Below are 24,762 nucleotides of genomic sequence, written 5' to 3' on the forward strand. Positions count from 1 at the left end.
CGAGCGTCGATCCGGCCATCACCGGGGAGCTCCCGGAAGAACGCGGTCCGCGCGAGCGGCTCGTCAGTAGAACCGGGCGGACCGGGCCGCACCGAACCCGAACACGAGCGGTCGTGACGTGCGGACAGCACGGCGTGGCAAGCGAGGTGGTACCGCGGAGCGTGCTCCGTCCTCGTGGAGATCGAGCGAACCCACAAGGAGTCCCGGTGCCGTACCCGTTGAACGCCGATGCCGATGGCGTCGTCCCCTCGCCGTCTTTCCCCGCCGTCGAGCGGGGGATCCTCGCCTTCTGGAAGGGCGACGACACGTTCCAGGCGTCCATCGACCAGCGCCAGGGCTGCGACGAGTGGACCTTCTACGACGGCCCGCCGTTCGCGAACGGCCTGCCGCACTACGGTCACCTGCTGACCGGGTACGCGAAGGACGTCTTCCCGCGCTACCAGACCATGCGCGGCAAGCAGGTGCACCGCCGCTTCGGCTGGGACACCCACGGGCTGCCCGCCGAGCTCGAGGCGATGCGCCAGCTCGGCATCACCGAGAAGCACGAGATCGACGAGATGGGCGTCGACGTGTTCAACGCCGCCGCCAAGAAGTCCGTGCTGCAGTACACCGACGAGTGGCAGCAGTACGTCACCCGCCAGGCGCGCTGGGTCGACTTCGAGGACGACTACAAGACGCTCGACACGACGTTCATGGAGAGCGTGCTGTGGGCGTGGAAGCAGCTCTGGGACAAGGGCCTGGCGTACGAGGGCTTCCGGGTCCTGCCGTACTGCTGGAACGACCAGACGCCGCTGTCGAACCACGAGCTGCGCATGGACGACGACGTCTACAAGATGCGCCAGGACCAGTCCGTCACGGTGTCGTTCCCGCTGCAGGGTGCGCGCGCCGAGTCGCTCGGGCTGGCCGGCGTGCGTGCGCTCGCCTGGACGACGACCCCTTGGACCCTGCCCACGAACGCCGCGCTGGCCGTCGGGCCTGCGGTCTCGTACGTGGTGATCCCTGCGGGGCCGGGAGGCGCGGCTGACGGTGCCGACGCCGGTTCCGTCTCGTACCTGTTGGCTTCGGACACCGTGGCCGCCTACGCGAAGGACCTCGGCTACGAGACGGCCGAGGACGCCGCTGCCGCGGTCGTCCGCACCCTGACGGGTGCGGAGCTCGACGGCGTCGAGTACGAGCGCCTGTTCGACTTCCTCGCCGATGCCGAGGGCATGGAGCACGCCTGGCGTATCCTGGTCGCCGACTACGTCGAGACCGGCGAGGGCACCGGCATCGTGCACCAGGCCCCGGCCTACGGTGCCGACGACCAGGTGGTCTGTGCTGCCGCCGGCATCCCCGTGGTGCTCTCCCTCGACGAGGGCGGGGTCTTCACCTCGCAGTTCGGCGAGGTCGCCGGCATGCTCTGGTCCGACGCGAACAAGCCGCTGACCAAGGCCGTCCGCGACGCCGGTCGTCTGCTCCGCCAGGCGTCCTACGAGCACAGCTACCCGCACTGCTGGCGGTGCCGGAAACCCCTCATCTACAAGGCCGTGTCGTCGTGGTTCGTGCGGGTCACCGACTTCCGCGACCGCATGGGCGAGCTCAACCAGGACATCAACTGGGTGCCGGAGAACGTCAAGGACGGCCAGTTCGGAAAGTGGGTCGGCAACGCCATCGACTGGTCGGTGTCGCGCAACCGCTACTTCGGCACGCCGATCCCGGTGTGGCAGTCCGACGATCCCGAGTACCCGCGCACCGACGTGTACGGCTCGCTCGAGGACATCGAGCGCGACTTCGGCCGCCTGCCGCTGAACGCCGACGGCGAGGTCGACCTGCACCGCCCGTTCATCGACGACCTGACCCGCCCGAACCCCGACGACCCCACGGGGAACTCGACGATGCGCCGGATCACCGACGTGTTCGACGTCTGGTTCGACTCCGGGTCGATGCCGTACGCCCAGGTGCACTACCCGTTCGAGAACCGGGAGTGGTTCGAGTCGCACAACCCGGCCGACTTCATCGTCGAGTACATCGGGCAGACCCGCGGCTGGTTCTACGTCATGCACGTGCTGTCCACCGCGCTGTTCGACCGACCGGCCTTCAAGAACGTCATCAGCCACGGCATCGTCCTCGGCTCGGACGGTCAGAAGATGTCGAAGTCGCTGCGGAACTACCCGGACGTCTCCGAGGTGTTCGACCGCGACGGCGCCGACGCCATGCGCTGGTTCCTGATGTCCTCGTCGGTGATCCGCGGCGGCAACCTCGTCGTCACCGAAGAGGGCATCCGCCAGGGCGTCCGCGAGTTCATGCTCCCGCTGTGGTCGACGTACTACTTCTTCACCCTCTACGCGAACGCATCGGGTGAGTCGGGGTACCAGGCCACCCGTCGAACGGACAGCACCGACGTCCTCGACCGGTACCTGCTCGCGAAGACCCGGGTGCTCGTGTCCGACGTGCAGCAGCACCTCGACGCGCTCGACACCCCGCTCGCGGCCCAGGCCGTCCGTGACTTCGCCGACGTGCTGACGAACTGGTACGTCCGCCGGTCGCGCGACAAGTTCTGGACCGGGGCCGACGGTGCGGCCGGGGACGACGCCCGTGCGGCCTTCGACACCCTGTACACGGTGCTCGAGACCCTGACGCGCGTCGCGGCCCCGCTCGCCCCGCTCGTCACCGAGGAGATCTGGAAGGGCCTGACCGGCGGTCGGAGCGTGCACCTGACGGACTTCCCCGACGCGGCCGAGTTCCCCGCCGACGACGCCCTCGTCGCGGCGATGGACCGCGTGCGCGACGTCGCCTCGAAGGGCCTCGCGCTCCGCAAGGCGACCGGCAAGCGCGTCCGGCTGCCGCTCGCCACGCTCACCCTCGTGGTGCCGGACCCGGCGGCGGTCGAACCGTTCGCCGACATCCTGCGCGACGAGCTCAACGTCAAGCGGGTCGTGCTCGAGGCGCAGGCCGAGGAGTCACTGGCGCAGTACGGCATCGAGCGGAAGCTGACCGTCAACGCCCGCGTCGCCGGCCCCCGGATCGGCAAGCAGGTGCAGCAGGTGATCCCGGCCGCCAAGAAGGGCGACTGGACCGCGACCGAGTCCGGCGTCACCGTCGGCGGTGTCGACCTGGTCGAGGGCGAGTACACGCTCGACCTCACCGTCGCCGACCCGTCGGTCGCCGTGGCGTTCCTCGACGAGGGCGGCTTCGTGGTGCTCGACACCGTGACCACGCCCGAGCTCGAGGCCGAGGGGCTCGCCCGCGACGTCGTCCGTGCCGTCCAGCAGGCCCGGCGCGACGCCGACCTGGACGTCAGCGACCGCATCGTCCTGACCCTCGGGGTCGACGAGGCCGCCGACGCGTCGGTGCGCACCCACCAGCAGCTCATCGCGGGGGAGACCCTGGCGACGAGCGTCGAGATCGTGCCCCTCGGGGCAGGCGCCACCACCGATGTCGGTGACGGCGCGAAGGTGACCGTGGAGGTGTCACGCGCATGAGCGACGACGACCAGTACGACGAGCACGACCAGCACGACCAGCACGACGAGGACGGCATCCGGATCCCGGTGGGCCCGTCCGGAGACGCTCCGGTCGAGGCCGTGCCGTACGGCGGTGACGACGACGAGGTCAAGCGCGTCGAGGCCGCCCTGTACGCCCGGATCGGTGAGCAGTCGCCCGAGCACCGCCTGACCGCGACCCGTCGCGCCGTCGAGCTGCTCGGGGACCCGCACCTGGCGTACCCGGTGATCCACATCACCGGCACGAACGGCAAGACGTCCACCGCGCGCACGACCGAGAGCATCGTCCGTGCCCACGGTCTGCGCACCGGCCTGATGACGAGCCCGCACCTGGTGTCGATCCGGGAGCGCATCGTCATCGACGGGCAGCCGATCGAGCCGAGCCGGCTCGTCGAGAACTGGGACGACATCGCCCCGGTCCTCGAACTGACCGACCAGGAGCTCACCGCCAAGGGCGAGCTCCCGCTCACCTTCTTCGAGGCACTGACCGTCCTGGCCCTGGCGTGCTTCGCCGAGGCGCCCGTCGACGTCGCCGTGATCGAGGTCGGCATGGGCGGCGAGTGGGACTCCACCAACGTCGTGCAGAGCCAGGTCGCGGTGTTCACGCCGATCGCCATCGACCACGCGAAGCAGCTCGGCAGCACGGTGGCGGAGATCGCGCGGACCAAGTCCGGGATCATCAAGCCGTCGTCCGCCGTGGTGTCGAGCGAGCAGGTCCCCGAGGCACTCGTCGAACTCGAGCGTGCCGCCGAGCTCACCGAGTCGACCCTCGCGGTCGAGGGCACCGGTTTCAGCGTCTTGGACGTGACGCCGGCGGTGGGCGGTCAGCTCATCACCGTGCAGGGGATCGCCGGCCGCTACGACGACCTGTTCCTGCCGCTGTTCGGGCGGCACCAGGCGCACAACGCGGCCGTGGCGATCGCCGCGGTCGAGTCGTTCCTCGGTCGGGGCACCCAGGCGCTCGACGAGGACGTCCTGTCCGAGGGCCTCGCCGGTGCCACCAGCCCCGGTCGCCTCCAGCCGATCGCCACCGACCCGACCGTCGTGGTCGACGCGGCGCACAACCCGCACGGTGCCAAGGCCCTGGCCGAGGCCCTGCCGGTGGCCTTCCCGTCCGAGCACGTCGTCGGCGTCGTCGGGATCCTCGGCGACAAGGACGCCCGCGGGTTCGTCCGCGCGCTGAAGGGCACCGTCGAGACCTTCGTCGTCACGCAGCCCCCGGGGGAGCGTGCCCTCGACGCGGACGCCTTCGCGAAGGTCGTCGTGGACGAGGTCGGCGCGGACCGTGTCGTCGTCGAACCGTCGCTCGCCGCCGCGCTGCAGCAGGCACGCGACCTGGCGGACGAGGCGGACGCCGAGGACGCCCTCGTGCTCGTCGCGGGCTCCATCGTGATGGTGGGTGCGGTCATGGACCTGGTCCACCGGGAAGGCGAGACGAAGTGACGAACGCACCCAGGGCCTCCCGGCCGGGACGCGCACCGCGCACCCGGAAGCCGCGACGCGACCGCGGGGCGCAGGAGAGCCTGCTGTCGATCGCGCTCGTGCTCGAGGCGATCATGTTCTTCTTCCCGATGCTCGTCGTGTTCGGCAAGGGGACCCTGCCGCCGGCCCTGGCGTTCGGCGGCGGCATCGGTGCGATGGTCGTGCTGGCGCTGGCCTCACGTCTGACCGGCAACCCCGCCGGTGTAGGGTTCGGGTGGCTGCTGCAGGCGGCCATCCTCGCCACCGGGTTCATCGAACCGTTCATGTTCGCGGTCGCCGTGGTGTTCCTGGCGCTGTGGGTCTTCTGCTTCGTCAAGGGCGGTCAGCTCGACCGCCAGAACGCCGCGCGCCGGGCCGCCACGGGCGAGGACTGACCACCCCTCCGATCCCGCGAACACACTAGGAGTACTGCGTGTCCGACCTCGAAGAGACCCTCGTCCTCGTCAAGCCCGACGGCGTCGCCCGCCAGCTCACCGGTGAGATCCTCCGCCGCATCGAGTCGAAGGGCTACGAGATCGTCGACCTGAAGATGCTCACCGCGCCGCGCGACCTGTTGGACGCGCACTACGAGGAGCACCAGGGCAAGCCGTTCTTCGAGCCGCTCGTCGAGTTCATGCAGTCCGGTCCGGTCGTCGCCGTGCGCGTCGCCGGCAACGGCGTGATCGCCGGCTTCCGGTCGCTCGCCGGCACCACCGACCCCACCAGCGCCGCGCCGGGCACCATCCGTGGCGACCTCGGTCGCGACTGGGGCCTCAAGGTGCAGCAGAACCTGGTGCACGGGTCGGACAGCACCGAGTCGTCGGCGCGCGAGCTCGCGCTCTGGTTCGCCTGAGACGCCGGGGGAACGACTCGTGACGAACAACGACCGACCCACCAAGAACGAGCGTCGCCAGCACGCGCGTGAGGTCTCGCGCCAGCGCGCCGACGCCGAGAAGCGTCGCAAGCGCCGCAACAAGTGGTTCCTGCAGGGCGGTATCGGCCTGGGCATCATCGCGATCGCCGCGATCATCACGCTCGTCGTGGTGAACGTGAACAACGCGCCCGCCGTGTCCGCTGCCGGGCCGAAGAACATGGCCACCGGCGCGATCCAGTTCACCGGCGAGGGCGGCGAGGTCACCCCGGTGACCACGAAGGCCGTCACCGCGAAGGGCACCCCGTCGGCAGTCCCGACGTCGAACACCGACGGTGCGGTCGCGGTCACCGAGTACGTCGACTGGGCCTGCCCGGTCTGCAAGCAGTTCGAGGCCGCCTACGCCGACCAGATCCTGGACAAGGTGAAGTCGGGCGACGCGACGCTGGCCATCCAGCCGGTGTCGATCCTCGACCGCAGCTACCAGAGCTCGCGCTACGCCAGCCGGGCCGCGAACGCCGCGATGTGCGTCGCGAACTACGCGCCGGACAAGTTCCTGGACGTCCAGACGCAGTTCTTCGACAACCAGCCCACCGAGGGCACCTCGGGCCTGACGAACGCCGAGATCGCGAAGCTCGTGAAGGCGGGCGGCGCGACCGGGTCGAACGTCTCCGAGTGCCTGTCGACCGAGCAGTTCAAGGGCTGGGTGACGAAGTCCACCAAGCTCGTCACCGCGGACGAGGCACTGCAGGGCACGCAGGGCTTCGGCACGCCGACCGTGGTCGTGAACGGCAAGCGCCTCGACGACCTCAGCACGGTCATCACCGCGATCGACGCCGCGGCGAAGTAGCACCACCTGCACGAGCGAAGGCCCCCGCTTCCATCCGGAAGCGGGGGCCTTCGCTCGTCGCGCTGCCTCGTGCCTACGCGGCGCCACCGTTCTGCTCGACGAAGGACGCGAAGGCGTCGGTGTCGGTCAGGGAGCCGGTGAACTGCTTGCCGTTGACGATGATCGTCGGGGTGCTCGTCACCTTGTCGAGCGACGAGTTCGGGATCGGGTCGTTCATCACCCGGTTCGTGGCGTCGGCGACCCACCCGGCGAAGTGCTGGCCGGTGATGCACGAGGCGACCTTGCTGTTCGTCGCGCCGGCGTCCTTCGCCAGGGACGCGAGCTCGTCGTTCGTCAGGCCCTTGGTGCTCTCGGACGGCTGGTTCTCGTAGAGCGACGTGTTGTACGCCAGGAACGCGTCCGGGTCGTAGTTCGCCACACAGGCGGCCGCGGCGGCGGAGCGGGTGGAGTACTTCGACCCGAGCGACACCCGGTCGAGCAGGTTGAACGGGTGCAGTTCGAGCGTCGCGGAGCCGGCCTTCACCCACTGCTCGATCTGGTCCATCTGCGCTGTCTCGAACTGGTTGCAGTACGGGCACATGTAGTCCGAGTACACGGTGATGTTCGCCACCGAGTCGTCCTGCTCCGTCGCCGTCGGGGTCCCACCGTCGGGTGTCGCCTTGGTCTCGACGGGCACGATCTCGCCGCTCTGGCCGGTGAACAGGATGCCGTCGCTCGCCATGTTCCGCGGCCCGGGCCCCGCGGGTTGCACCGAGTTCGCGATCACCAGGACGACCACGGCGACGACCGCCAAGCTGCCGACGATGATGCCGCTGATCCCGAGCGTCTTGTTGCGGCGACGTCGCGCCTGCTCCCGCACCCGGGCTTCGCGAGCGCGCTCTCGGGCGGCGTCGCGACGGACCTTCTTGCTCTCGTTCTCGCTCATCGAGATCGAGCGTAGGTGCTGCCCGGAGGCCGATCGGGCGTCCTGCCTGGGAAGCCCCCAGGAATTCGGTGACGCGTCATCGATGCATCATGGGTGCCGCATCGGGGACGCCCAGCAGTGGATCAGAAGACCGTCAGGATGGTCGGGAACTTGATGATGATCGTCACGATGATGAACAGGTAGTTCGCCAGCGGGAACGCCCAGCAGAACGGGAGCAGTGCCCGGCCGACTCGCTGGGTGCGGGCACCGAAGCGGCCCTGCGCGGCGTTCCAGATCGTGAACACCCAGAACATCGGGATCGTCATCGACCACACGAGCATGCACCACGGGCACAGCGCGCCGATGAACCAGACGGTCTGGGTGAAGAGCCACGTCACGAAGACCCACGCCAGGAACACGCCGGCGTTGAACGCGATCCAGAACCACCGCGAACCGTTGCGGAAGCCCGCGAGCATCATCACCGCGACGGCGATCGGCGCCACGAAGCCCATCACGCCGAGCAGTGGGTTCGGGAACCCGAACAAGTGGCCCTGCCAGCTCGCCATCACGTCCGAGCAGCTGATGAACGGGTTCACGTCGCACGAGAGCACCGTGTCGGGGTCGGCGTACTTCTTGAACTCGTCGAGCACCAGGGAGAAGGACCCGTACAGGCCGACGAACCCGGTGATCAAGAGGAAGACGGCCATCGCGATCGGACGACGGGGGGCAGGCGCTGACGTGCTCACGCCGTCATCATCGCATGCGGCTTCCGGTCCTTTCCGGGAGCGGCGTGCGATACTGGCCGGAGGTCGTGCGGGCAACCGCAGACCGAAGAGAGCTTTCCGGGCAGTGCCCCACGGGGCAGTGTCCGGACGATCAGGTGCGGTGAGAGCGCACCGTGGTCGGGACAGCGTCACTCCGACGCCGAGCCGACCCGGGCCGGGTGCCCGGACCGGAACGGCAGCGGACGCAACGAGAAGTTGACGCAGACCGATCACGAAGACAGCGAGCGCGGGGCGTCGACGCCACCGCCACAACCAAAGAATTCCCGCCGCCTGACAAGGGTGCGAGTGGGGCCGAGGAGTGCGCCAGTCCATGGTGGAGCAGAACAACGACAACACGACCAACGACGAGAACGCCCCGAAGCGTCGGACCCGCCTGTTCGGCGGACGCCGCGCCCGGTCGTCCGGCCAGCAGGTCACGGCCGACGCCGTGCAGGTGCCGGCCGTCGACGAGCCCCTCGCGCTGACGGACGGGGCACCGGCGGACGGGGCACGGGCAGAAGCCGTGTCCGTCGCGGTCGAGGCCGTCTCCGCGCAGAGCGCCGAGCCGGACGACGTGAGCACGCTGACCGGCGACCTGCCGGTGGTCACGGCCGAGCCGACCGAGCCCGCAGCCGACGTGGCGGAGCCGAGTGGTGCCTCCCGTCCGACCGAGACCGAGCCGACGGCCGAGGCGAGCGAACCCGCCGCCCCAGCCGAGCCGTTCGTCCCGAAGGCGACGAGCACGCTCAGCCTGATCTTCCACGCTCCCGTCCTGCCGGAGCTGCCGCGCCGTGCCGCGCGGTACGAGCGCGACGAGGACGACCGCTACGAGCGCTCCGACCGCTTGGAGCGCGAGGACCGGTTCGACCGCGATGACCGGTACGACTCCGAGGACCGCGAGGAGCAGGGCGGATCCCGCCGGCGCTCGCGTCGTCGGGGGAGCAGCGCCGACCGCGAGGCCCGTGCGCCGCGTGAGCCGCGCGACCACCAGGAGCCCCGCCGCCGCGAGCCCGAGCTCATCACCGAGCCGCAGCGCATCAAGGGCTCGACCCGGCTCGAGGCGAAGAAGCAGCGCCGCCGCGACGGCCGTGACGCCGGACGCCGCCGCCAGGTCGTGAGCGAGGACGAGTTCCTCGCCCGCCGCGAGAGCGTCGACCGCCAGATGATCGTGCGCTCCAGCTCGTCGACCATCGAGATCGGCGTGCTCGAGGACGGCATCCTCGCCGAGCACTACATCACCAAGTCCGAGAACGTGTCGCTGATCGGCAACGTCTACCTCGGCAAGGTGCAGAACGTCCTGCCGTCGATGGAGGCCGCCTTCGTCGACATCGGCCGCGGCCGCAACGCCGTGCTGTACGCCGGCGAGGTCGACTGGAACTCGGTCGACACCAGCCACGGCCGTCGCATCGAGGCCGCGCTCAAGCCGGGCGACAAGGTCCTGGTCCAGGTCACGAAGGACCCCGTCGGCCACAAGGGCGCCCGCCTGACCAGCCAGGTCTCGCTGCCCGGTCGCTACCTGGTCTACGTGCCGAACGGCTCGATGAACGGGATCTCGCGCAAGCTGCCCGACACCGAGCGTGCGCGCCTGAAGAAGATCCTGAAAGAGGTCCTGCCGGAGCACGCGGGCGTCATCGTGCGCACCGCTGCCGAAGGTGCGACCGAGGAGCAGCTCACCCGCGACGTGCAGCGCCTGACCAGCCAGTGGGAGGCCATCCAGAAGAAGGTCGCCGGTGGCCAGGCCCCGGTGATGCTGCACTCGGAGCCGGACCTGCTCGTCAAGATCGTGCGTGACGTCTTCAACGAGGACTTCACGAAGCTCATCATCGACGGCGAGGCCGCCGGCGGCACCATCGACGAGTACCTGTCGGCCGTCGCGCCCGACCTGAAGGACCGCGTCGTCCGCTACGAGGGCCCGGACTCCTTCGAGGAGTACCGCCTGAACGAGCAGATCGACAAGGCGCTCGACCGCAAGGTCTGGCTGCCCTCCGGTGGTTCGCTCGTCATCGACCGCACCGAGGCCATGACGGTCGTCGACGTCAACACGGGCAAGTTCGTCGGCTCCGGGGGCAACCTCGAGGAGACGGTCACGAAGAACAACCTCGAGGCCGCCGAGGAACTCGTCCGCCAGCTCCGCCTGCGCGACATCGGCGGCATCATCGTCGTCGACTTCATCGACATGGTGCTCGAGGAGAACCGCGACCTCGTGCTCCGTCGCCTGATCGAGTGCCTGAGCCGCGACCGCACGAAGCACCAGGTCGCCGAGGTCACCTCGCTCGGCCTCGTGCAGATGACCCGCAAGAAGATCGGCGTCGGCCTGCGCGAGTCGCTCGACGAGGTCAACGCGAAGGTCAACGACAACAACGCCGACCCGGGCCCGAGCAAGGGGCGTCGCAAGGGACGCAGCGGTGCCGGTGGCAACGGTAACGGCAGCAACGGCAACGGTGGCAACGGGCACGGCAACGGCGGGGGCAACTCCGGCGGTGGCTCGGGTTCCGGTTCGTCGAACGGGCAGTCGAGCCAGGCGCACCAGATCACCGACGACGTGAAGAGCGCGCTGTCGCGGATCGCCGCCTCGACGATCCCGCACGAGGACTCGCCGGCATCGCCGACCTCGGCGGAGGCACCGACCTCGGCCGACGTCCCCGCGGCGACGTCCGCGTCCGACGACTCCGGATCGGGCGAACAGCCCAGCGGGTCGAAGCGTCGGCGCCGTGGTGGCCGTGGTGGACGGAGCGGTGAGCAGTCGAACGCTGCCGCGACCGAAGCCACCGAGGTCGCCGAGTCGGCGCCCGTCGCAGTCGAGGCGGAGGCCGCTGTCGAGCCGAAGCAGGCCGAGCCGAAGCGCGACCAGCCGAAGCAGGCTGCGCCGAAGCAGGCGGTCGCCGAGGCTGCTGCTCCTGCCGCCGAGCCGAAGGCCAAGGCCCCGGCCCGCCGTCGGGTCAGCTCCAGCGCGACGGTGACCCCGACCGACAACACGGTCGCGATCCTGGACATCCCGCTCAACGCCGCCCCGAAGCGCGAGCCGCGTCAGGTCGCCCCGGACGCCGAGTCGCTGTTGGACTCCGTGCTCCAGGCGCTGCCCGAGCCGAAGCAGCCGGGTCAGGGTCGTTCGCGGTCCCGCCGGGTGTCGTCGCCGAGCATCAGTGCCCCGGCCACGACCGAGGGTGCAGCCGGCGAGGACACCGACGGCTCCGTCATCCTGGGGAACTGAGCATGACGAACCCCGGTGACCCGCAGCAGGGTCGTGGGTACTACGGTGCAGGCTGGCAGCAGCCCGCACCGCCCGGACCCGGGGGAGCCGGCGGTTCCGCGCCGCCGTACGGTGGGCAGCCTGGTGGGCAGCCGCCGTACGGTGGGCAACCTGGCGGGCAGCCTGTTGGGCAGCCGCCGCACGGCGTCCAGCCCACTGCCGGGGTGCCCTACGCCCCGCCGCGACCGCCGCGTGCACCGGCTGATCCACGTCGGGCCTTCGCGCCCGGCGCCTCGGTGAACAACACCGCCGGGGCGCTCATCGCCGTGGTGTCCCTCGTGCTGGTCGAGTTCGTGTCCGGCATCGTCGGGCTCATCGGGACGTCGCTCGTCGTCAGCCCGTTCGCGCACTACGGCGCGGGGGCCAGCCTGGTCGGCAGCTTCATCGCCTCGGTGTTCCTGGCGCCGTTCCCGTTCTACGCGGGGGCGTTCCTGGCGCTGGCGTTCCTGACGCCGATCGCCCGCCGCAGTCCGCTGCCGACCGTGCTGCTCCGTGCGGTGCTCGCCGGGGCTGCCGGGACGATCGCCCTCGCGCTCGTCGGTGTCTTCACGGGGGCGTTCGGCGCGATCACCTCGGGCGGGTCGCGCCTGGTCATCGACGTCGTCACGAACCCGCTCCGCAACGGCGTGCCGTTCACGGTGATGCTCCTGGCGAGTGCGACCGCGGCGTGGCTGTGGCTCGGGCGCCCGCGACGGAACCGTGGCCCCGCGCCGACGTCCGGCCTGCCGGGGACGGTACGGCCCGCCGACGCCGTCCCGCCCGCGACCGTGCAGCCGGGGCCGCAGCAGCCGCAGCAAGGCCCGTACGGACAGGGTCTGGTCCAGCCGGACCCCCACGGGCAGTACGGCGGCCAGTACGGCGCACAGCCCCGTCCGGACCAGCAGCAGCCGCCGGCAGCCCCCTGGGGCGGTCCAGCGCCCCGCTGACCTCGCGTCGTCGCTCGTGCGGGCGTGCGGGCGCTGCACGGTGCGAGGTTGACCACATCGTGCGGCCTTCGTACCTCGCACCGTGTGGCCAACCTCGCACCGTGCGCACATGCCCGAAACGCGACCGCGGTCATGCACGGTCCTGCGCGGTGCGGCGTCCGCCTGTCGCCGCACCGTGCGAGGTTCTCCGGGCGGTGCAGCGGCCGCGGCACGGTGCGAGCCTCTGGCGACGCACCGTGCTGCCGACCTCGCACGCTGTGGGCAACCTCGCACGGTGCGCACGTGCCCGAGACGCAACCTCGCACCGTGCGCACGTGCCCGAGACGCGGCCCCGCACCGTGCGACAGGACGGGCGTGGCAGGCGTGCGCCGGCCCTCCTGTCCGTACCGTGCGAGGTTCCGGACGCCGTGGGAGCCGGCGTGCGCCGCACCGAGTCCAGAACCTCGCACCATGCGTGCCGGACGCACGTGCGCGGCGCGTCAGTGGGCGCGCTTGTCGCGCTGCGCCACACGCAGGCCGCTGCGGATGAGCCGCAGCACGAGCTCCCGACCGGACACCGCAGAGGCCCCCGCGGCGACCAGTTCGTCGTACTTCGCGAGCGGCACGTCGTAGTGGTCGTGGTCGAACGCACGACGCGGCACACCGGCGCGTGCAGCGAACGCGTGGAGTTCCGCGTAGGATTCATCACTGACGAGGTGCGACCACAGAGTGTCGTGAGCGGGCCACGTCGGTGGGTCGATCAACACGGTCACCGTGCAATCGTACGTGTGTCGCCGTTTGACCGGACCCATGGGGATCGAGTATTCTCGATCCCTGGTGTCAGCGGGCCGTTCTGCCTGCGTCGCCGATCGGGCCCGGCCTTCCGGGAGCCGCTCGTGCAGAAGTGGGCACCCGAGACTTCCCTCAAGCAGAGTTACGTAAGGATTTCCACGTGGTTTACGCAGTAGTGCGCGCCGGCGGCCGTCAGGAAAAGGTCGAGGTCGGCACCATCCTGACCGTCGACCGTGTCAAGGCGGACGACAAGGGCAACATCGACCTCGCCCCCGTGCTCCTCGTGGACGGTGACAAGATCACGTCGGCGGCTTCCGAGCTCGTCAACGTGACCGTCACCGCCGAGGTGCTCGACGACCTGCGCGGTCCGAAGGTCATCATCCAGAAGTTCAAGAACAAGACCGGGTACAAGAAGCGCCAGGGTTTCCGCGCTGAACTGACCCGCGTCAAGATCACCAAGATCGCGTAAGGGAGTCAGCTCATGGCACACAAGAAGGGTGCGAGTTCCACTCGCAACGGTCGTGACTCGAACGCACAGCGCCTCGGCGTGAAGCGCTTCGGTGGCGAGGTCGTCAACGCCGGTGAGATCATCATCCGCCAGCGTGGCACCCACTTCCACCCGGGCGCCAACGTCGGCCGCGGTGGCGACGACACGCTGTTCGCCCTCTCGGCCGGTTCGGTCGAGTTCGGCACCAAGGGTGGCCGCAAGGTCATCAACATCGTCAACGCGTAGTCGCGACGATCAGCTTCAGCGGGAGGGGCGGGCCGAGTGCCCGCCCCTCCTTCGCTTTTCCCGCCGACGGATCACGTCGGCACAACGCGCCAACGGATCACGTCGGCACAACGCGCTGACGGATCTCGTCGGCGCAACGATCTTCCAGGAGTGGAACCATGGCGACCTTCGTCGACCGCGTGACCCTGCACCTCAGCGCGGGGAAGGGCGGCAACGGTTGCGTCTCGGTCCGCCGTGAGAAGTTCAAGCCCCTCGCCGGGCCCGACGGTGGCAACGGCGGTGACGGCGGCGACATCGTGCTCGTGGCCGACCCGCAGGTCACCACGTTGCTCGGCTACCACCGCTCGCCGCACCGTTCGTCCAAGAACGGTCAGCCGGGCATGGGCGACCACCGCAGCGGCGTCAGCGGCGAGGTCCAGGAGCTCCCGCTCCCGATCGGCACCGTCGTGTACGACGAGGCCGGCGAGGTCATCGCCGACCTGACCGAGCCCGGCATGCGCGTCGTCGTGGCCCCCGGTGGCCAGGGCGGCCTCGGCAACGCGGCGCTCTCCACCACCAAGCGCAAGGCCCCCGGCTTCGCGCTCCTCGGCACCGAGGGCTGGGCGGGTGACATCAGCCTCGAGCTGAAGACCATCGCCGACGTCGCCCTCGTCGGGTTCCCGAGCGCCGGCAAGTCCTCGCTCATCGCAGCGATCTCGGCCGCGAAGCCGAAGATCGCCGACTACCCCTTCACCACGCTCACCCCGAACCTCGGCGTCGTCGAGTCGGGCGAGAGCCGCTTCACGGTCGCGGACGTCCCCGGGCTGATCGAGGGCGCGTCGGAGGGCAAGGGCCTCGGCCTCGAGTTCCTGCGGCACGTCGAGCGCTGCGAAGCCCTGCTGCACGTCATCGACTGCGCGACGATGGACCCGGGCCGCGACCCGATCAGCGACCTCGACGTCATCCTCGGCGAGCTCGAGCGCTACCCGGTCCCCGAGGGCCAGGTGCCGCTGCTCGAGCGTCCGCAGCTCATCGCGCTCAACAAGATCGACGTACCGGACGCCGCGGAGCTCGCCGAGTTCGTCACCGCCGAGCTCGAGGGCCGTGGCTACCGCGTGTTCCCGATCTCCACGGCGTCGCACAAGGGTCTGCGTGAGCTGACCTTCGCGTTGGCCGAGGTCGTCGAGCAGGGTCGTGCCAAGCGCGCGGCCGAGCCCGTCGTCGAGCGCATCGTCATCCGCCCCCGTGCGGTCAACGACCAGGGCTTCACGGTCCGTGCCGAGGGCGGCGAGGAGCACCGCTTCTTCCGCGTCCGCGGCGCGAAGCCGGAGCGCTGGATCCAGCAGACTGACTTCACCAACGAAGAGGCGATCGGGTTCCTGGCCGACCGGCTCGCGAAGCTCGGCGTCGAGGACGGCCTGTTCAAGGCCGGCGCGGTCGCCGGTTCGACCGTCGTGATCGGTGGCGACGGCGGCATGGTCTTCGACTGGGAGCCGACGCTCACGTCCACCGCGGAGCTCATCACGAGCGCGCGCGGGACCGACGCCCGCATCGGTGCGACCTCGCGTCCGACCCGCAACGAGCGTCGCGAGGAGTACTTCGAGCGGATGGACGCCAAGGCCGCCGCACGTGCGGAGCTCGAGCAGGAGCGTGTGTCCGGCCTCTGGGTGAACGACGAGGTCGTCACCAGCGACGACCTCGAGACCGGCGACCCCGAGACCGGCGTCGAGACCGGCGACTTCGAGACCAGCGACCAGAAGGACTGACCGCGGCATGACCGACACGACCGCCCGCACCGACCTCGGACCCGTCACCCGGCGAGAGGACATCCCGCGTGCGCGGCGGATCGTGGTCAAGGTCGGCTCGTCCTCGGTCAGCGGTGACGCCGCCGGCCAGATCGGTCCGCTGGTGGACGCCCTGGCCAGCGCCTACGGCCGTGGCACCGAGGTCGTGCTCGTGTCGTCCGGTGCGATCGCGACCGGGTTCCCGTTCCTCGGGCTCGAGGGCCGTCCCGACGACCTCGCCACGCAGCAGGCGGCGGCGGCCACCGGCCAGAACGTCCTGATGTTCCGGTACCAGAAGGAACTCGACCGGCACCGGGTCGTCGCGGCGCAGATCCTGCTGACCGCCGGCGACCTGCAGAACCCCACGCACCGGGTCAACGCGCAGCGCGCCATCGACCGGCTGCTCGCCCTGCGGGTGCTGCCGATCGTGAACGAGAACGACACGGTCGCCACGCACGAGATCCGCTTCGGCGACAACGACCGGCTCGCCGCCCTGGTGGCGCGGCTGCTCGGTGCCGACGCCCTGGTGCTGCTGTCCGACGTCGAGGCCCTGTACACGAAGCCTCCGGAGCAGCCCGGCGCCGAGCGCATCGACGAGGTACCGTTCGGCGACGAGCTGGCCGGCGTCACCTTCGGCTCCGTCGGCAAGTCCGGCGTGGGGACCGGGGGAGCAGGGACCAAGGTCGCGGCTGCGCGGCTCGCGGCCGAGTCGGGCACGTCGGTCCTGGTGACCGCCACGGCCCTCGTCGACCGCGCCCTGTCGGGCGAGCACGTCGGCACCTGGTTCCACGCCGCGCCGCGTCCCTGACACGGGTCGGACGCGCTCGGAGCGGTCACGACTCGCCGCCGGGACGGCGCCGACCGGTCAGGGACCGTCGGCGCGGGCGTCGCGGAGCGACGATCGGCGACCGCTCGCGTGGCGCAGGACGACGTGTCGTGACCGGTCGGCGTGGTGAACGCGACCGCCTGGAGGCCCGGCGCGGGTCCCGGGGACCGGTGCCGGGCCTCCAGGCGGTCACGACGCACCGACGGACTGCGTCGAACGGTCGGGACCGGTCGACGGGGTCGGCGCGAGGCGACGCGGTGCGACCGCTCGGCGGTCGTGGTGCAACGTGTCGTGACCGGTCGGCCGGCGAGACGGCGTCAGGCCCGTCACGGGCCGACGAGCGGACCTAGAATCGGTCCATGTCGTCGATCGCGCCCGCCCCGACCCTGACCGACACGCTCGTGGCTGCCCGCACCGCCTCGTCGGCGCTGGCGACCGCGACGACGGCGGTCAAGGACGCCGCCCTGGTGGCGATCGCCGCCGGGGTCCGTGCTGCCACCGACGAGATCGTCGCCGCGAACCACGGTGACCTGGTCGCGGGTGAGGAGAGCGGCCTGTCCTCCGGTCTCGTCGACCGACTCCGGCTCGACCCCGCACGCATCGAGGCGCTGGCCACGGCCGTCGAGGACGTCGTCGGCCTGCAGGACCCGGTGGGGGAGCACCTGCGGGGCTCGCTGCTGCCGAACGGCCTGCAGCTCACCCAGGTGCGGGTGCCGTTCGGGGTCGTCGGTGCCATCTACGAGGCACGACCGAACGTCACGGTCGACATCGCCTCGCTCGCGCTGAAGTCCGGCAACGCGGTCGTGCTCCGCGGGGGATCGGCGGCCCAGCGGACGAACGCCGTGCTCGTGGCCCGCATCCAGGACGCCGTCGAGTCGGTCGGCCTGCCGCGCGAGCTCGTGCAGACCATCGACGAGTTCGGCCGTGCCGGAGCCACCGAGCTCATGCGCGCCCGCGGCCTGGTCGACGTGCTCATCCCGCGCGGCAGCGCCTCGCTCATCCAGACCGTCGTCACCGAGTCGCAGGTGCCCGTGATCGAGACCGGTGCCGGCGTGGTGCACGTGTTCCTCGACGCGTCGGCCCCCGAGCAGCGCGCCGTCGACATCGTCCTGAACAGCAAGGTGCAGCGGCCGAGCGTCTGCAACGCCCTCGAGACCCTCCTGGTGCACGAGCGGGCGGCCGAGCGGCTGCTGCCCGTGCTCGCGGACCGGCTCCGTGCCTCCGGTGTCACGCTGCGCGGCGACGACGCCACGCGGGCGATCGTGCCGGGCGTGCTGCGCGCCACCGACGAGGACTGGGCGACCGAGTCGATGGACCTCGACCTGTCGATCCGCGTCGTGCCGGACGTCGACGCCGCGATGGCACACATCGCGCGCTGGTCCACCCACCACACCGAGTCGATCGTCACGAACGACGTCGACACGGCCGAACGGTTCCTGGCGGCGGTCGACTCGGCGGTCGTGATGGTGAACGCGTCGACGCGCTTCACCGACGGCGGGGAGTTCGGCTTCGGCGCCGAGGTGGGCATCTCGACGCAGAAGCTGCACGCGCGTGGCCCGATGGGGCTGCCGGAGCTCACGAGCACCAAGTGGATCGTGCGCGGGAACGGCCAGATCCGCGGCTAGACTGAACGGCGTCTTTCCCCGACCGAACGGAGCACCGAACGATGACCTTCCTCGCAGAAGCTGCGGAGCACGCCTCCGGGGCCCCGGCGTTCGTGTTCCCGCTCGTCGGCGCGCTGTTCTTCATCTTCCTGGGCTTCGTCACCTGGAGCTTCCGCGACGTGGCCTACCGCCACTCGCAGAAGTTCGAGGCCACCCGCCACCACGAGACGGGTGTCGACGAGTTCGGTCACACCAAGAGCTGAACTGCACGCGATGCTCGAGAGCACCGGACGACCGCGCATCGGGGTGATGGGCGGCACGTTCGACCCCATCCACCACGGTCACCTCGTCGCGGCGTCCGAGGTCGCTCGGGCGTTCGACCTGGACGAGGTCGTGTTCGTCCCCACCGGTCAGCCGTACATGAAGTCCGGCGTCACGGATGCCGAGCACCGCTACCTGATGACGGTCATCGCGACCGCGTCCAACCCGATGTTCACGGTGAGCCGCGTCGACATCGACCGCCCCGGCCCGACGTACACGGTCGACACGCTCCGCGACCTGCACGAACAGCGGCCTGACGCGCAGCTCGTCTTCATCTCGGGCGCAGACGCCGTTCAGCAGATTGTCGACTGGAAAGACCATGATGGTCTCTGGGACCTCGCGCACTTCGTCGCCGTGACGCGTCCGGGACACGACCTGAGCATCAGCGGACTCCCCGAGCGAGACGTAAGCTTGCTCGAAGTCCCCGCACTGGCCATCTCGTCGACCGACTGCCGCGACCGGGTGAGACGTGGTTCCCCCGTCTGGTACCTGGTCCCCGACGGGGTCGTCCAGTACATCTCCAAGCACCACCTGTATCGGAGCGTTGCATGAGTTCGTCCGACGCGCAGCCGCCCCTGTCGCGGCGCCAGGCGCGCGAGCGGGAGCGTGCCGCAGCAGCCGGTTCGCAGCCCGCGACGCCGCCGCCGACCGTCGCCGCACCCGCCGAGTCGACGGAACCCCGTCCTCGGCCCGGTTCGCACGTGGCACCCGCTCCCGGCGGTCCGGCCCAGTCCTCCGCTCCGGCGTCCGCCGCGACGGGCACGTCGGCACCGACGGGCACGCCGGCCTCGGCGCCCTCCGTGCCGGTGACCTCCGTCCCTGCAGCCGGGGTGTCGCCGTTCCCGCCCGCCTCGGCGACCGAGATCGTGCCCGGCAGTGGTGGTCTGACCCGCCGCCAGATCCGCCAGCAGCGCGCCGCCGAGAACCAGGCGGTCCTGCCGGTCCCGCTGCAGAACCCCACGCCGCAGTCCTCCGACCGCACCGTCGAGGACGTCCTCGGCTCGGTCGACACCATCGAGCCGACCTCGGGCCCGCGCGCCGCGGACGAGCCGTCCGGTTCCGAGACCCCCACGGTGCTCGACGAGGCAGCGGTCGCCCAGGCCACCGAGGCGGACGGGTCGCCCGACGCCATCGAGCCGCTCGACGAAGCCGCTGCGCACGCCGAGGAGCCCCGGCGCCACCGGTCGACGTGGTCGCCTCCCGCCGACGACGCTTCCGAAGTACAGCCCGAAGCCGGGGCCGCAGACGAGGCTCCCGCAGGGACGTCCAGCGACCAGACGGGCACCGACGAGACGGGTACCGACGAGACGGGCAGCGACGCGACTGGCACTCACGAGACGGGCACCGACGAGACGCAGGCCGACGCCGTCGCACCGGTCGACGTCGCTGCGCCCGAGCACCCCTCGGCCACGCCGCTCCCGGGGATCCCGGACGGCGCGCCGTCGACCCCGGCGGTGTTCCCGCTGTCCCTCGACCCCGAGGACGACGACACCAACGAGGTCCCGATCCCGGAGCCCGCACGGACCGACCCTCCGAAGGTCCCCGCGTCCTTCCAGCGGCCGGCCGAGCCGAAGCCGATGACGACGGCCTTCGAGCCGCCCGTCGGGCACTGGTCGCAGCAGGCGCACGGCTCGAACGACGCCGAGGTGCACGACGACTCGACCGGCACCCGCCGGATCGCGGTCACCGACACCAACGCGATCATCCTGCCGAACTCGGCCCTGGCCGACCCGACCGGAGCACTGAACGCGACGGGCGAGGTGATCCTCACCGGGTCCATCGACCTGCCCGCGTCGCTGTCCTCGACGGGGTCGCACCGACCGATCGACGGTGCCGAGGTCGACCGCCTGCTCGAGCAGCACGACGAGCAGCCGGAGACCGACGCCAGCCCGGTGCGCGCCAGCCGCGCGGTGTCCAGCCACACCTCGACCCGACAGGTCGTCCTCGCCGCCGCGAAGCCGAAGGAGTCGCGCACGCCGCTCATCCTCGGCGTCACGGTCGGCGCCGTCGGTGTCGCCGCAGCCGCGGTCATCATCGTCGCGCTCGTCACGACCCACACCTTCGGCGGCTGACGCCCCGACCCGAACCACCGATCCCGACACCTGCGTCGGCCGCGGCCTGGCCGCGCGTCGGCGGGGTGGCTTATGATCGTGACCCATCAAGCGATCCGGCTCCCTGCCGGGTCGACGACCGGAAGGAATCCGTGACCGCCTCCACTCGCGCACTGGAACTCGTGCAGGCCGCCGCTCTCGCGGCGGACGCCAAGCAGGCCGAGGACCTCGTCGCGCTCGATGTGACCGGGCCGTTGCAGCTCACGGACGTGTTCCTGCTCGCAACCGGTCGGAACGAGCGCAACGTGCAGTCCATCGCCGATGCGGTCGAGGAGCGCCTCCTCGAGCTCGGCGCCAAGACCCTCCGCCGCGAAGGCCGGAGCGAGGGCCGCTGGGTCCTCATCGACGTCGGCGACATCGTGGTGCACGTCTTCCACGACGAGGACCGCCAGTACTACTCGCTCGAGCGGCTCTGGGCAGACTGCCCGACCATCCCGCTCGAGCTCCCGGTGGACCACACCGCCTGATCAGCGACGCGCCCGGGTGACGGCTTCGATTTCGTTGCCCGGCGTTCGCATGGTGTACGCTTCTATGGTGCCTCCGGGGAACCGGTCGGCACGGAAGCAACACAATCTGGGTCTGTGGCGCAGCTGGTAGCGCACCTGCATGGCATGCAGGGGGTCAGGGGTTCGAGTCCCCTCAGATCCACCAACAACCCCCGTCGTTCCCCGGAACGGCGGGGGTTTCCTCGTGGTGCGGGTGGCCGCACGTGCCCGATACGCTGAGCGCATGAGCAACGATGCGCCGCTGTCCGGAACCCCGCTGACGATCTCCGCCGCCGGGTACACGGCCGACATCGCCACGGTCGGTGCGACGCTGCGGACCCTGCGGCACGAGGGTCGCGACCTGATCGTGCCGTTCGCCGCGGACGAGGTCCGACCGGCGTTCCGCGGTGCCGTCCTCGCTCCGTGGCCGAACCGCGTGGTCGACGGCGAGTACTCGTTCGGCGGTGTCGACCACGAGCTCGCGCTCACCGAACCGGCACGGCACCACGCCCTGCACGGGCTGGTCGCCTGGACCGACTTCCGGGTCGAGGCGCAGGAGTCCGACCGCGTGGTGCTCGCCACCACCGTGCAGGCCCAGGCGGGCTACCCGTACCGCGTCGAGGTCCTGGTCGAGTACCGGCTGGACGACGCCGGGCTGCACACGACGATCACCGGCACGAACTCCGGCGCGGACGACGCCCCGTGGGGGACGGGCCCGCACCCGTACCTGGTCGCCGGCGCCGGCACGGTCGACGACTGGGCCCTCACCCTGCCCGCGGCCGAGGTGCTCGAGGTCACGCCGGACCGGTTGATCCCGACCGACCTGGTCCCCGTGCACGACGAGTTCGACCTGCGCACCGCCACACGCATCGGCGACCGGTTCATCGACCACGCCTTCACCGGCTTCGACCGCGACGCCGACGGGGTCGCGACCATCGCCCTGACCGCGGCGGACGGCCGGGGTGTCCGCGCGACCTTCGGTCCGGAGTGCCCGTGGGTGCAGGTGCACACGGCCGACCACGTGGTCCCCGAGTACCACCGCGCCGGGCTGGCGGTCGAGCCGATGACGTGCGCCCCCGACGCCTTCAACGACGGTGTCGACCGCGATCTCGTGGTGCTCGCCCCCGGTGCGTCCCACGCCGCCGCATGGACGATCTCCGCGATCTGACCGGTCCGTCGGCCGGCGCCCGCATCGAGGTCCGCCGGCTCGATCCGGTCCCCGACCTCGGCGCGCTGGCCGCCGCGGTCGAGGGCGACCTGGTGTGGCTCGACTCCGCGCTGCCGGACGGCGCACCCGACGCCGCTCGACCACGGGCGCGATGGTCGGTGCTGACGTGGGCGGACGGGCCGTTCCGTGCCCGGTTCCGCCACCAGGACCGGCAGGCGTCCGTCGAGGTCGCCGCGCCCGCTGCCGGCTGGTTCGGCTCGTCGTCCTCCGACGACCTTCCGGCCTTCACCGTGCTGGCCGACCTCCTCGCGCGGACGCCGCAGCTGCCCGAGCCGATCGCCGGCTGCGGCTTCGCACTCGGCTGGGTCGGGTTCCTCGGGTACGAGCTCGGTCGCGAGTCCGGCGGCCCGGACCACACCGCCGACGGCCACGCCGACGCCGACCTGCGGTTCGTGGACCGTGCCGTGGTCGTCGACCACACCGGCGGCGCCTGGGCGCTGACGCTCGTCGCCGACGCGGAGCCGGCGGCCAGCGCGCAGAACCGGGCGTGGCTCGAGACGGTGACCGGGTCGCCGTCGCCGGCCGACGTGGCGGACGCGGCCACGGGCCTCCCGGCCGGGGTGTCGTCAGCGGTCGGACGCACGTCGCGAGCTGACCACGAACGCGCCGTCGACGCGTGCCGCGCCGAGATCCGCGAGGGCAACGCGTTCCAGGTCTGTCTCACCACCTCCTTCTCCGTGCCGGGCAGGGGCCGGGAGGCCCGGGTCGGCCCCGGCACGGACCCGCACCTGGATGAGTACCTCCAGATGCGGGCGTCGGACCCCGTCCCGTTCGGTGCGTACCTGCGGCTCGGCCCGCTGCGCGTGGCGAGCCGGTCGCCGGAGCGGTTCCTGCGGATCGCCGCGGACCGCACCGTGCTGGCGGAACCGATCAAGGGCACGCGGCGACGACTCGCCGACGCTGCCGCCGACGCGGCCGTGCGGGACGAACTCGCGGTGAGCGCCAAGGACCGTGCCGAGAACGTGATGATCGTGGACCTGCTGCGGAACGACCTGCTGCGGACGGCGATCCCCGGGTCGGTGCACGTCGAACGGCTGTGCGCGGTCGAGACCTACGCGAGCGTGCACCAGATGGTGTCGACGATCGGCGCCGTGCTGCCGTCGGGGACGTCGCCGGCGGACGTGGTGCGGGCGGCGTTCCCACCGGGGTCGATGACCGGCGCGCCGAAGATCAGCGCGATGGCGATCGCCGACCGGCTCGAGGGCGCGCCGCGCGGGGTGTACTCGGGGGTGATCGGGTACTTCTCGGCGAGCGGGGCGGTCGACCTGTCGGTGGTCATCCGGACACTGGTGACGGTGGTGGACGCCTCGGGCGGCGGGGTGGGTGCGGTCGAGGTCCGGTCGCGGACGCTCGGGGCCGGGGGAGCGGTGACGTGGTCGTCGGTGGCGGCGGACGAGGCGGACGAGGTCGTGACGAAGACGCGGTCCGTGCTCGGCGCGGTCGGTGCGGTGGCGACGTGGTGAGCTGACCGAACACGCGTTCGACCCGATTGTCCACGGATGTCGGACGCGATTGACATCATCGAACACATGTTCGAATATGAGGGCATGCAGACGGCGGCGGCACTCCGGTCGCCCGGCCCGGACCGGGTCGGGCGGGGCGGTGCTGCGCGCGGGGGTTCGGGTGCTGCGCGCGCGGGCGCAGGTGCTGCGCGTGGGGGCGGCGCGGGCGCTGCGGACCACCTCGGTGACGCCCGGGCGGCGCTCGACCGCATCACGTCCCTGCGGTCCCGGGTCACCGACATGGAGTCCACCCGTGTCGACACCGCTGGGCTCCCGACCGCCTCCGCTCTCGAGCCGCTGCTGCCCGGCGGTGCGATCCGGGTCGGTGGCACCTACGCCGTCCCCGAGTCGGTGCTGCTCGCGATCACCATGCTGCAGGCGGCCTCGGCGTCCGGTGCGTGGTGCGCGGTCGTCGGGGTGCCGTCCTTCGGGATCGAGGCCGCGGCCGCCGCGGGGATCGACCTCGAGCGGCTCGTGCTCGTCCCCGATCCGGGCGACCAGTGGCTCGCGGTGACCGCGGCGATGGCGGACGTCGCCCAGATCGTCCTCACCCGACCGCTCGGCCGGGTGGTACCGGGCGACGTCGCCCGCCTGTCGGCCCGGCTCCGGCAACGCGGCGGGGCCCTCGTCGCGCTCGGGTCCTGGCCAGGCGCGGACGTCACGCTGCGGATCACGTCGTCGGTGTGGAGCGGCATCGGTCAGGGCCACGGGCACCTGACCGAGCGTCGCGCCACCGTGACGGCGACCGGTCGTGCGGGTGCGGTGCGCCCCACCAGCGCCGAACTGCTCCTGCCCGCGGCCGACGGCACGGTCCGGACGGCGACCCCCGTGCCGTCGGTGGGGTCCGGCGACACCCGGGTGCTGCGACCCGTGGCGGTGGCGTCGTGATCGCCGGAGTGCTGCTGTGCGTG

At 71.2% G+C, this 24,762-nt stretch carries 22 protein-coding genes and 1 tRNA gene; 20 read left to right on the forward strand and 3 right to left on the reverse strand.

The features are described from left to right. Window positions 1-206 precede the first annotated feature (206 nt). The 5 genes from ileS to HQQ88_RS12305 are packed head-to-tail and all read left to right on the forward strand — an operon-like array spanning window position 207 to window position 6,663. Window positions 207-3,461 (forward strand): isoleucine--tRNA ligase, encoded by a 3,255-nt coding sequence (gene ileS / locus HQQ88_RS12285; protein WP_173169573.1) that lies wholly within the window; start codon window positions 207-209, stop codon window positions 3,459-3,461. Further along, window positions 3,458-4,924, forward strand: coding sequence for a folylpolyglutamate synthase/dihydrofolate synthase family protein (locus HQQ88_RS12290; RefSeq protein WP_173169574.1), 1,467 nt, complete (start codon window positions 3,458-3,460; stop codon window positions 4,922-4,924). The genes ileS and HQQ88_RS12290 overlap by 4 nt, the downstream gene beginning before the upstream one ends. Next, entirely contained in the window at window positions 4,921-5,337 is a 417-nt protein-coding gene (locus HQQ88_RS12295) for a DUF4233 domain-containing protein (RefSeq protein WP_131878550.1), read from the forward strand. The genes HQQ88_RS12290 and HQQ88_RS12295 overlap by 4 nt, the downstream gene beginning before the upstream one ends. A gap of 38 nt (window positions 5,338-5,375) precedes the next feature. After that, window positions 5,376-5,795, forward strand: coding sequence for a nucleoside-diphosphate kinase (ndk, locus tag HQQ88_RS12300; RefSeq protein WP_111084529.1), 420 nt, complete (start codon window positions 5,376-5,378; stop codon window positions 5,793-5,795). A gap of 19 nt (window positions 5,796-5,814) precedes the next feature. Beyond that, window positions 5,815-6,663 (forward strand): thioredoxin domain-containing protein, encoded by an 849-nt coding sequence (locus HQQ88_RS12305; protein ID WP_123673367.1) that lies wholly within the window; start codon window positions 5,815-5,817, stop codon window positions 6,661-6,663. 73 nt (window positions 6,664-6,736) lie between these two features. Here the strand turns inward: HQQ88_RS12305 and HQQ88_RS12310 are convergent, their stop codons facing one another. Together HQQ88_RS12310 and HQQ88_RS12315 are read right to left on the reverse strand one after the other, a co-directional pair. Continuing rightward, entirely contained in the window at window positions 6,737-7,588 is an 852-nt protein-coding gene (locus tag HQQ88_RS12310) for a thioredoxin domain-containing protein (protein ID WP_173169575.1), read from the reverse strand. Window positions 7,589-7,710: 122 nt separating this feature from the next. After that, complete coding sequence (locus HQQ88_RS12315) at window positions 7,711-8,313, reverse strand: vitamin K epoxide reductase family protein (protein ID WP_243649877.1); 603 nt, start codon at window positions 8,311-8,313, stop codon at window positions 7,711-7,713. A 349-nt stretch (window positions 8,314-8,662) separates the two neighbouring features. Between HQQ88_RS12315 and HQQ88_RS12320 the strand changes: the two genes are divergently transcribed. Further along, the gene (locus HQQ88_RS12320; protein ID WP_173169576.1) at window positions 8,663-11,542 is read left to right on the forward strand and encodes an Rne/Rng family ribonuclease; all 2,880 of its coding nucleotides are present in this window, start codon (window positions 8,663-8,665) and stop codon (window positions 11,540-11,542) included. Between the two features lie 275 nt (window positions 11,543-11,817). Further along, entirely contained in the window at window positions 11,818-12,507 is a 690-nt protein-coding gene (locus tag HQQ88_RS12325) for a hypothetical protein (RefSeq protein WP_173169577.1), read from the forward strand. A 479-nt stretch (window positions 12,508-12,986) separates the two neighbouring features. Here HQQ88_RS12325 and HQQ88_RS12330 read toward each other — a convergent pair whose 3' ends face one another. Beyond that, window positions 12,987-13,259, reverse strand: a complete 273-nt coding sequence (locus tag HQQ88_RS12330; protein ID WP_123313478.1) for a DUF4031 domain-containing protein — start codon at window positions 13,257-13,259, stop codon at window positions 12,987-12,989. Window positions 13,260-13,438: 179 nt separating this feature from the next. Between HQQ88_RS12330 and rplU the strand changes: the two genes are divergently transcribed. From rplU to HQQ88_RS12395, 13 genes are all read left to right on the forward strand, one after another. Further along, entirely contained in the window at window positions 13,439-13,747 is a 309-nt protein-coding gene (gene rplU, locus HQQ88_RS12335; protein ID WP_111084536.1) for a 50S ribosomal protein L21, read from the forward strand. A 12-nt stretch (window positions 13,748-13,759) separates the two neighbouring features. Beyond that, window positions 13,760-14,011, forward strand: coding sequence for a 50S ribosomal protein L27 (gene rpmA, locus HQQ88_RS12340; protein WP_071257351.1), 252 nt, complete (start codon window positions 13,760-13,762; stop codon window positions 14,009-14,011). A 158-nt stretch (window positions 14,012-14,169) separates the two neighbouring features. Continuing rightward, the gene (gene obgE, locus HQQ88_RS12345; protein ID WP_123293957.1) at window positions 14,170-15,756 is read left to right on the forward strand and encodes a GTPase ObgE; all 1,587 of its coding nucleotides are present in this window, start codon (window positions 14,170-14,172) and stop codon (window positions 15,754-15,756) included. A 7-nt stretch (window positions 15,757-15,763) separates the two neighbouring features. Then, the gene (gene proB / locus HQQ88_RS12350) at window positions 15,764-16,582 is read left to right on the forward strand and encodes a glutamate 5-kinase (RefSeq protein WP_216834657.1); all 819 of its coding nucleotides are present in this window, start codon (window positions 15,764-15,766) and stop codon (window positions 16,580-16,582) included. A 377-nt stretch (window positions 16,583-16,959) separates the two neighbouring features. After that, a complete protein-coding gene (locus HQQ88_RS12355) occupies window positions 16,960-18,225 on the forward strand; it encodes a glutamate-5-semialdehyde dehydrogenase (protein ID WP_173169578.1) in 1,266 nt (421 codons plus the stop codon). 41 nt (window positions 18,226-18,266) lie between these two features. Further along, a complete protein-coding gene (locus HQQ88_RS12360; protein ID WP_123293955.1) occupies window positions 18,267-18,467 on the forward strand; it encodes a hypothetical protein in 201 nt (66 codons plus the stop codon). A gap of 10 nt (window positions 18,468-18,477) precedes the next feature. Then, window positions 18,478-19,077 (forward strand): nicotinate-nucleotide adenylyltransferase, encoded by a 600-nt coding sequence (gene nadD, locus HQQ88_RS12365; RefSeq protein WP_111084540.1) that lies wholly within the window; start codon window positions 18,478-18,480, stop codon window positions 19,075-19,077. Beyond that, entirely contained in the window at window positions 19,074-20,597 is a 1,524-nt protein-coding gene (locus tag HQQ88_RS12370) for a hypothetical protein (protein ID WP_173169579.1), read from the forward strand. Before nadD ends, HQQ88_RS12370 begins: the two co-directional genes overlap by 4 nt. A gap of 131 nt (window positions 20,598-20,728) precedes the next feature. Beyond that, complete coding sequence (gene rsfS, locus HQQ88_RS12375) at window positions 20,729-21,103, forward strand: ribosome silencing factor (protein WP_111084542.1); 375 nt, start codon at window positions 20,729-20,731, stop codon at window positions 21,101-21,103. Between the two features lie 108 nt (window positions 21,104-21,211). Beyond that, a tRNA-Ala gene (locus HQQ88_RS12380) sits at window positions 21,212-21,287 on the forward strand. Window positions 21,288-21,365: 78 nt separating this feature from the next. Then, entirely contained in the window at window positions 21,366-22,289 is a 924-nt protein-coding gene (locus tag HQQ88_RS12385; protein WP_173169580.1) for an aldose 1-epimerase family protein, read from the forward strand. After that, window positions 22,268-23,812 carry an anthranilate synthase component I family protein gene (locus HQQ88_RS12390; protein WP_173169581.1) on the forward strand — a complete coding sequence of 515 codons (1,545 nt, stop codon included), beginning with the start codon at window positions 22,268-22,270 and terminating at the stop codon, window positions 23,810-23,812. Before HQQ88_RS12385 ends, HQQ88_RS12390 begins: the two co-directional genes overlap by 22 nt. Window positions 23,813-23,878: 66 nt before the next feature. Then, complete coding sequence (locus HQQ88_RS12395) at window positions 23,879-24,739, forward strand: hypothetical protein (protein ID WP_123938836.1); 861 nt, start codon at window positions 23,879-23,881, stop codon at window positions 24,737-24,739. The last annotated feature ends 23 nt before the right edge of the window (window positions 24,740-24,762 follow it).

The organism is Curtobacterium sp. VKM Ac-2861, from assembly GCF_013204965.1.
Classification (GTDB): Bacteria; Actinomycetota; Actinomycetes; order Actinomycetales; family Microbacteriaceae; genus Curtobacterium.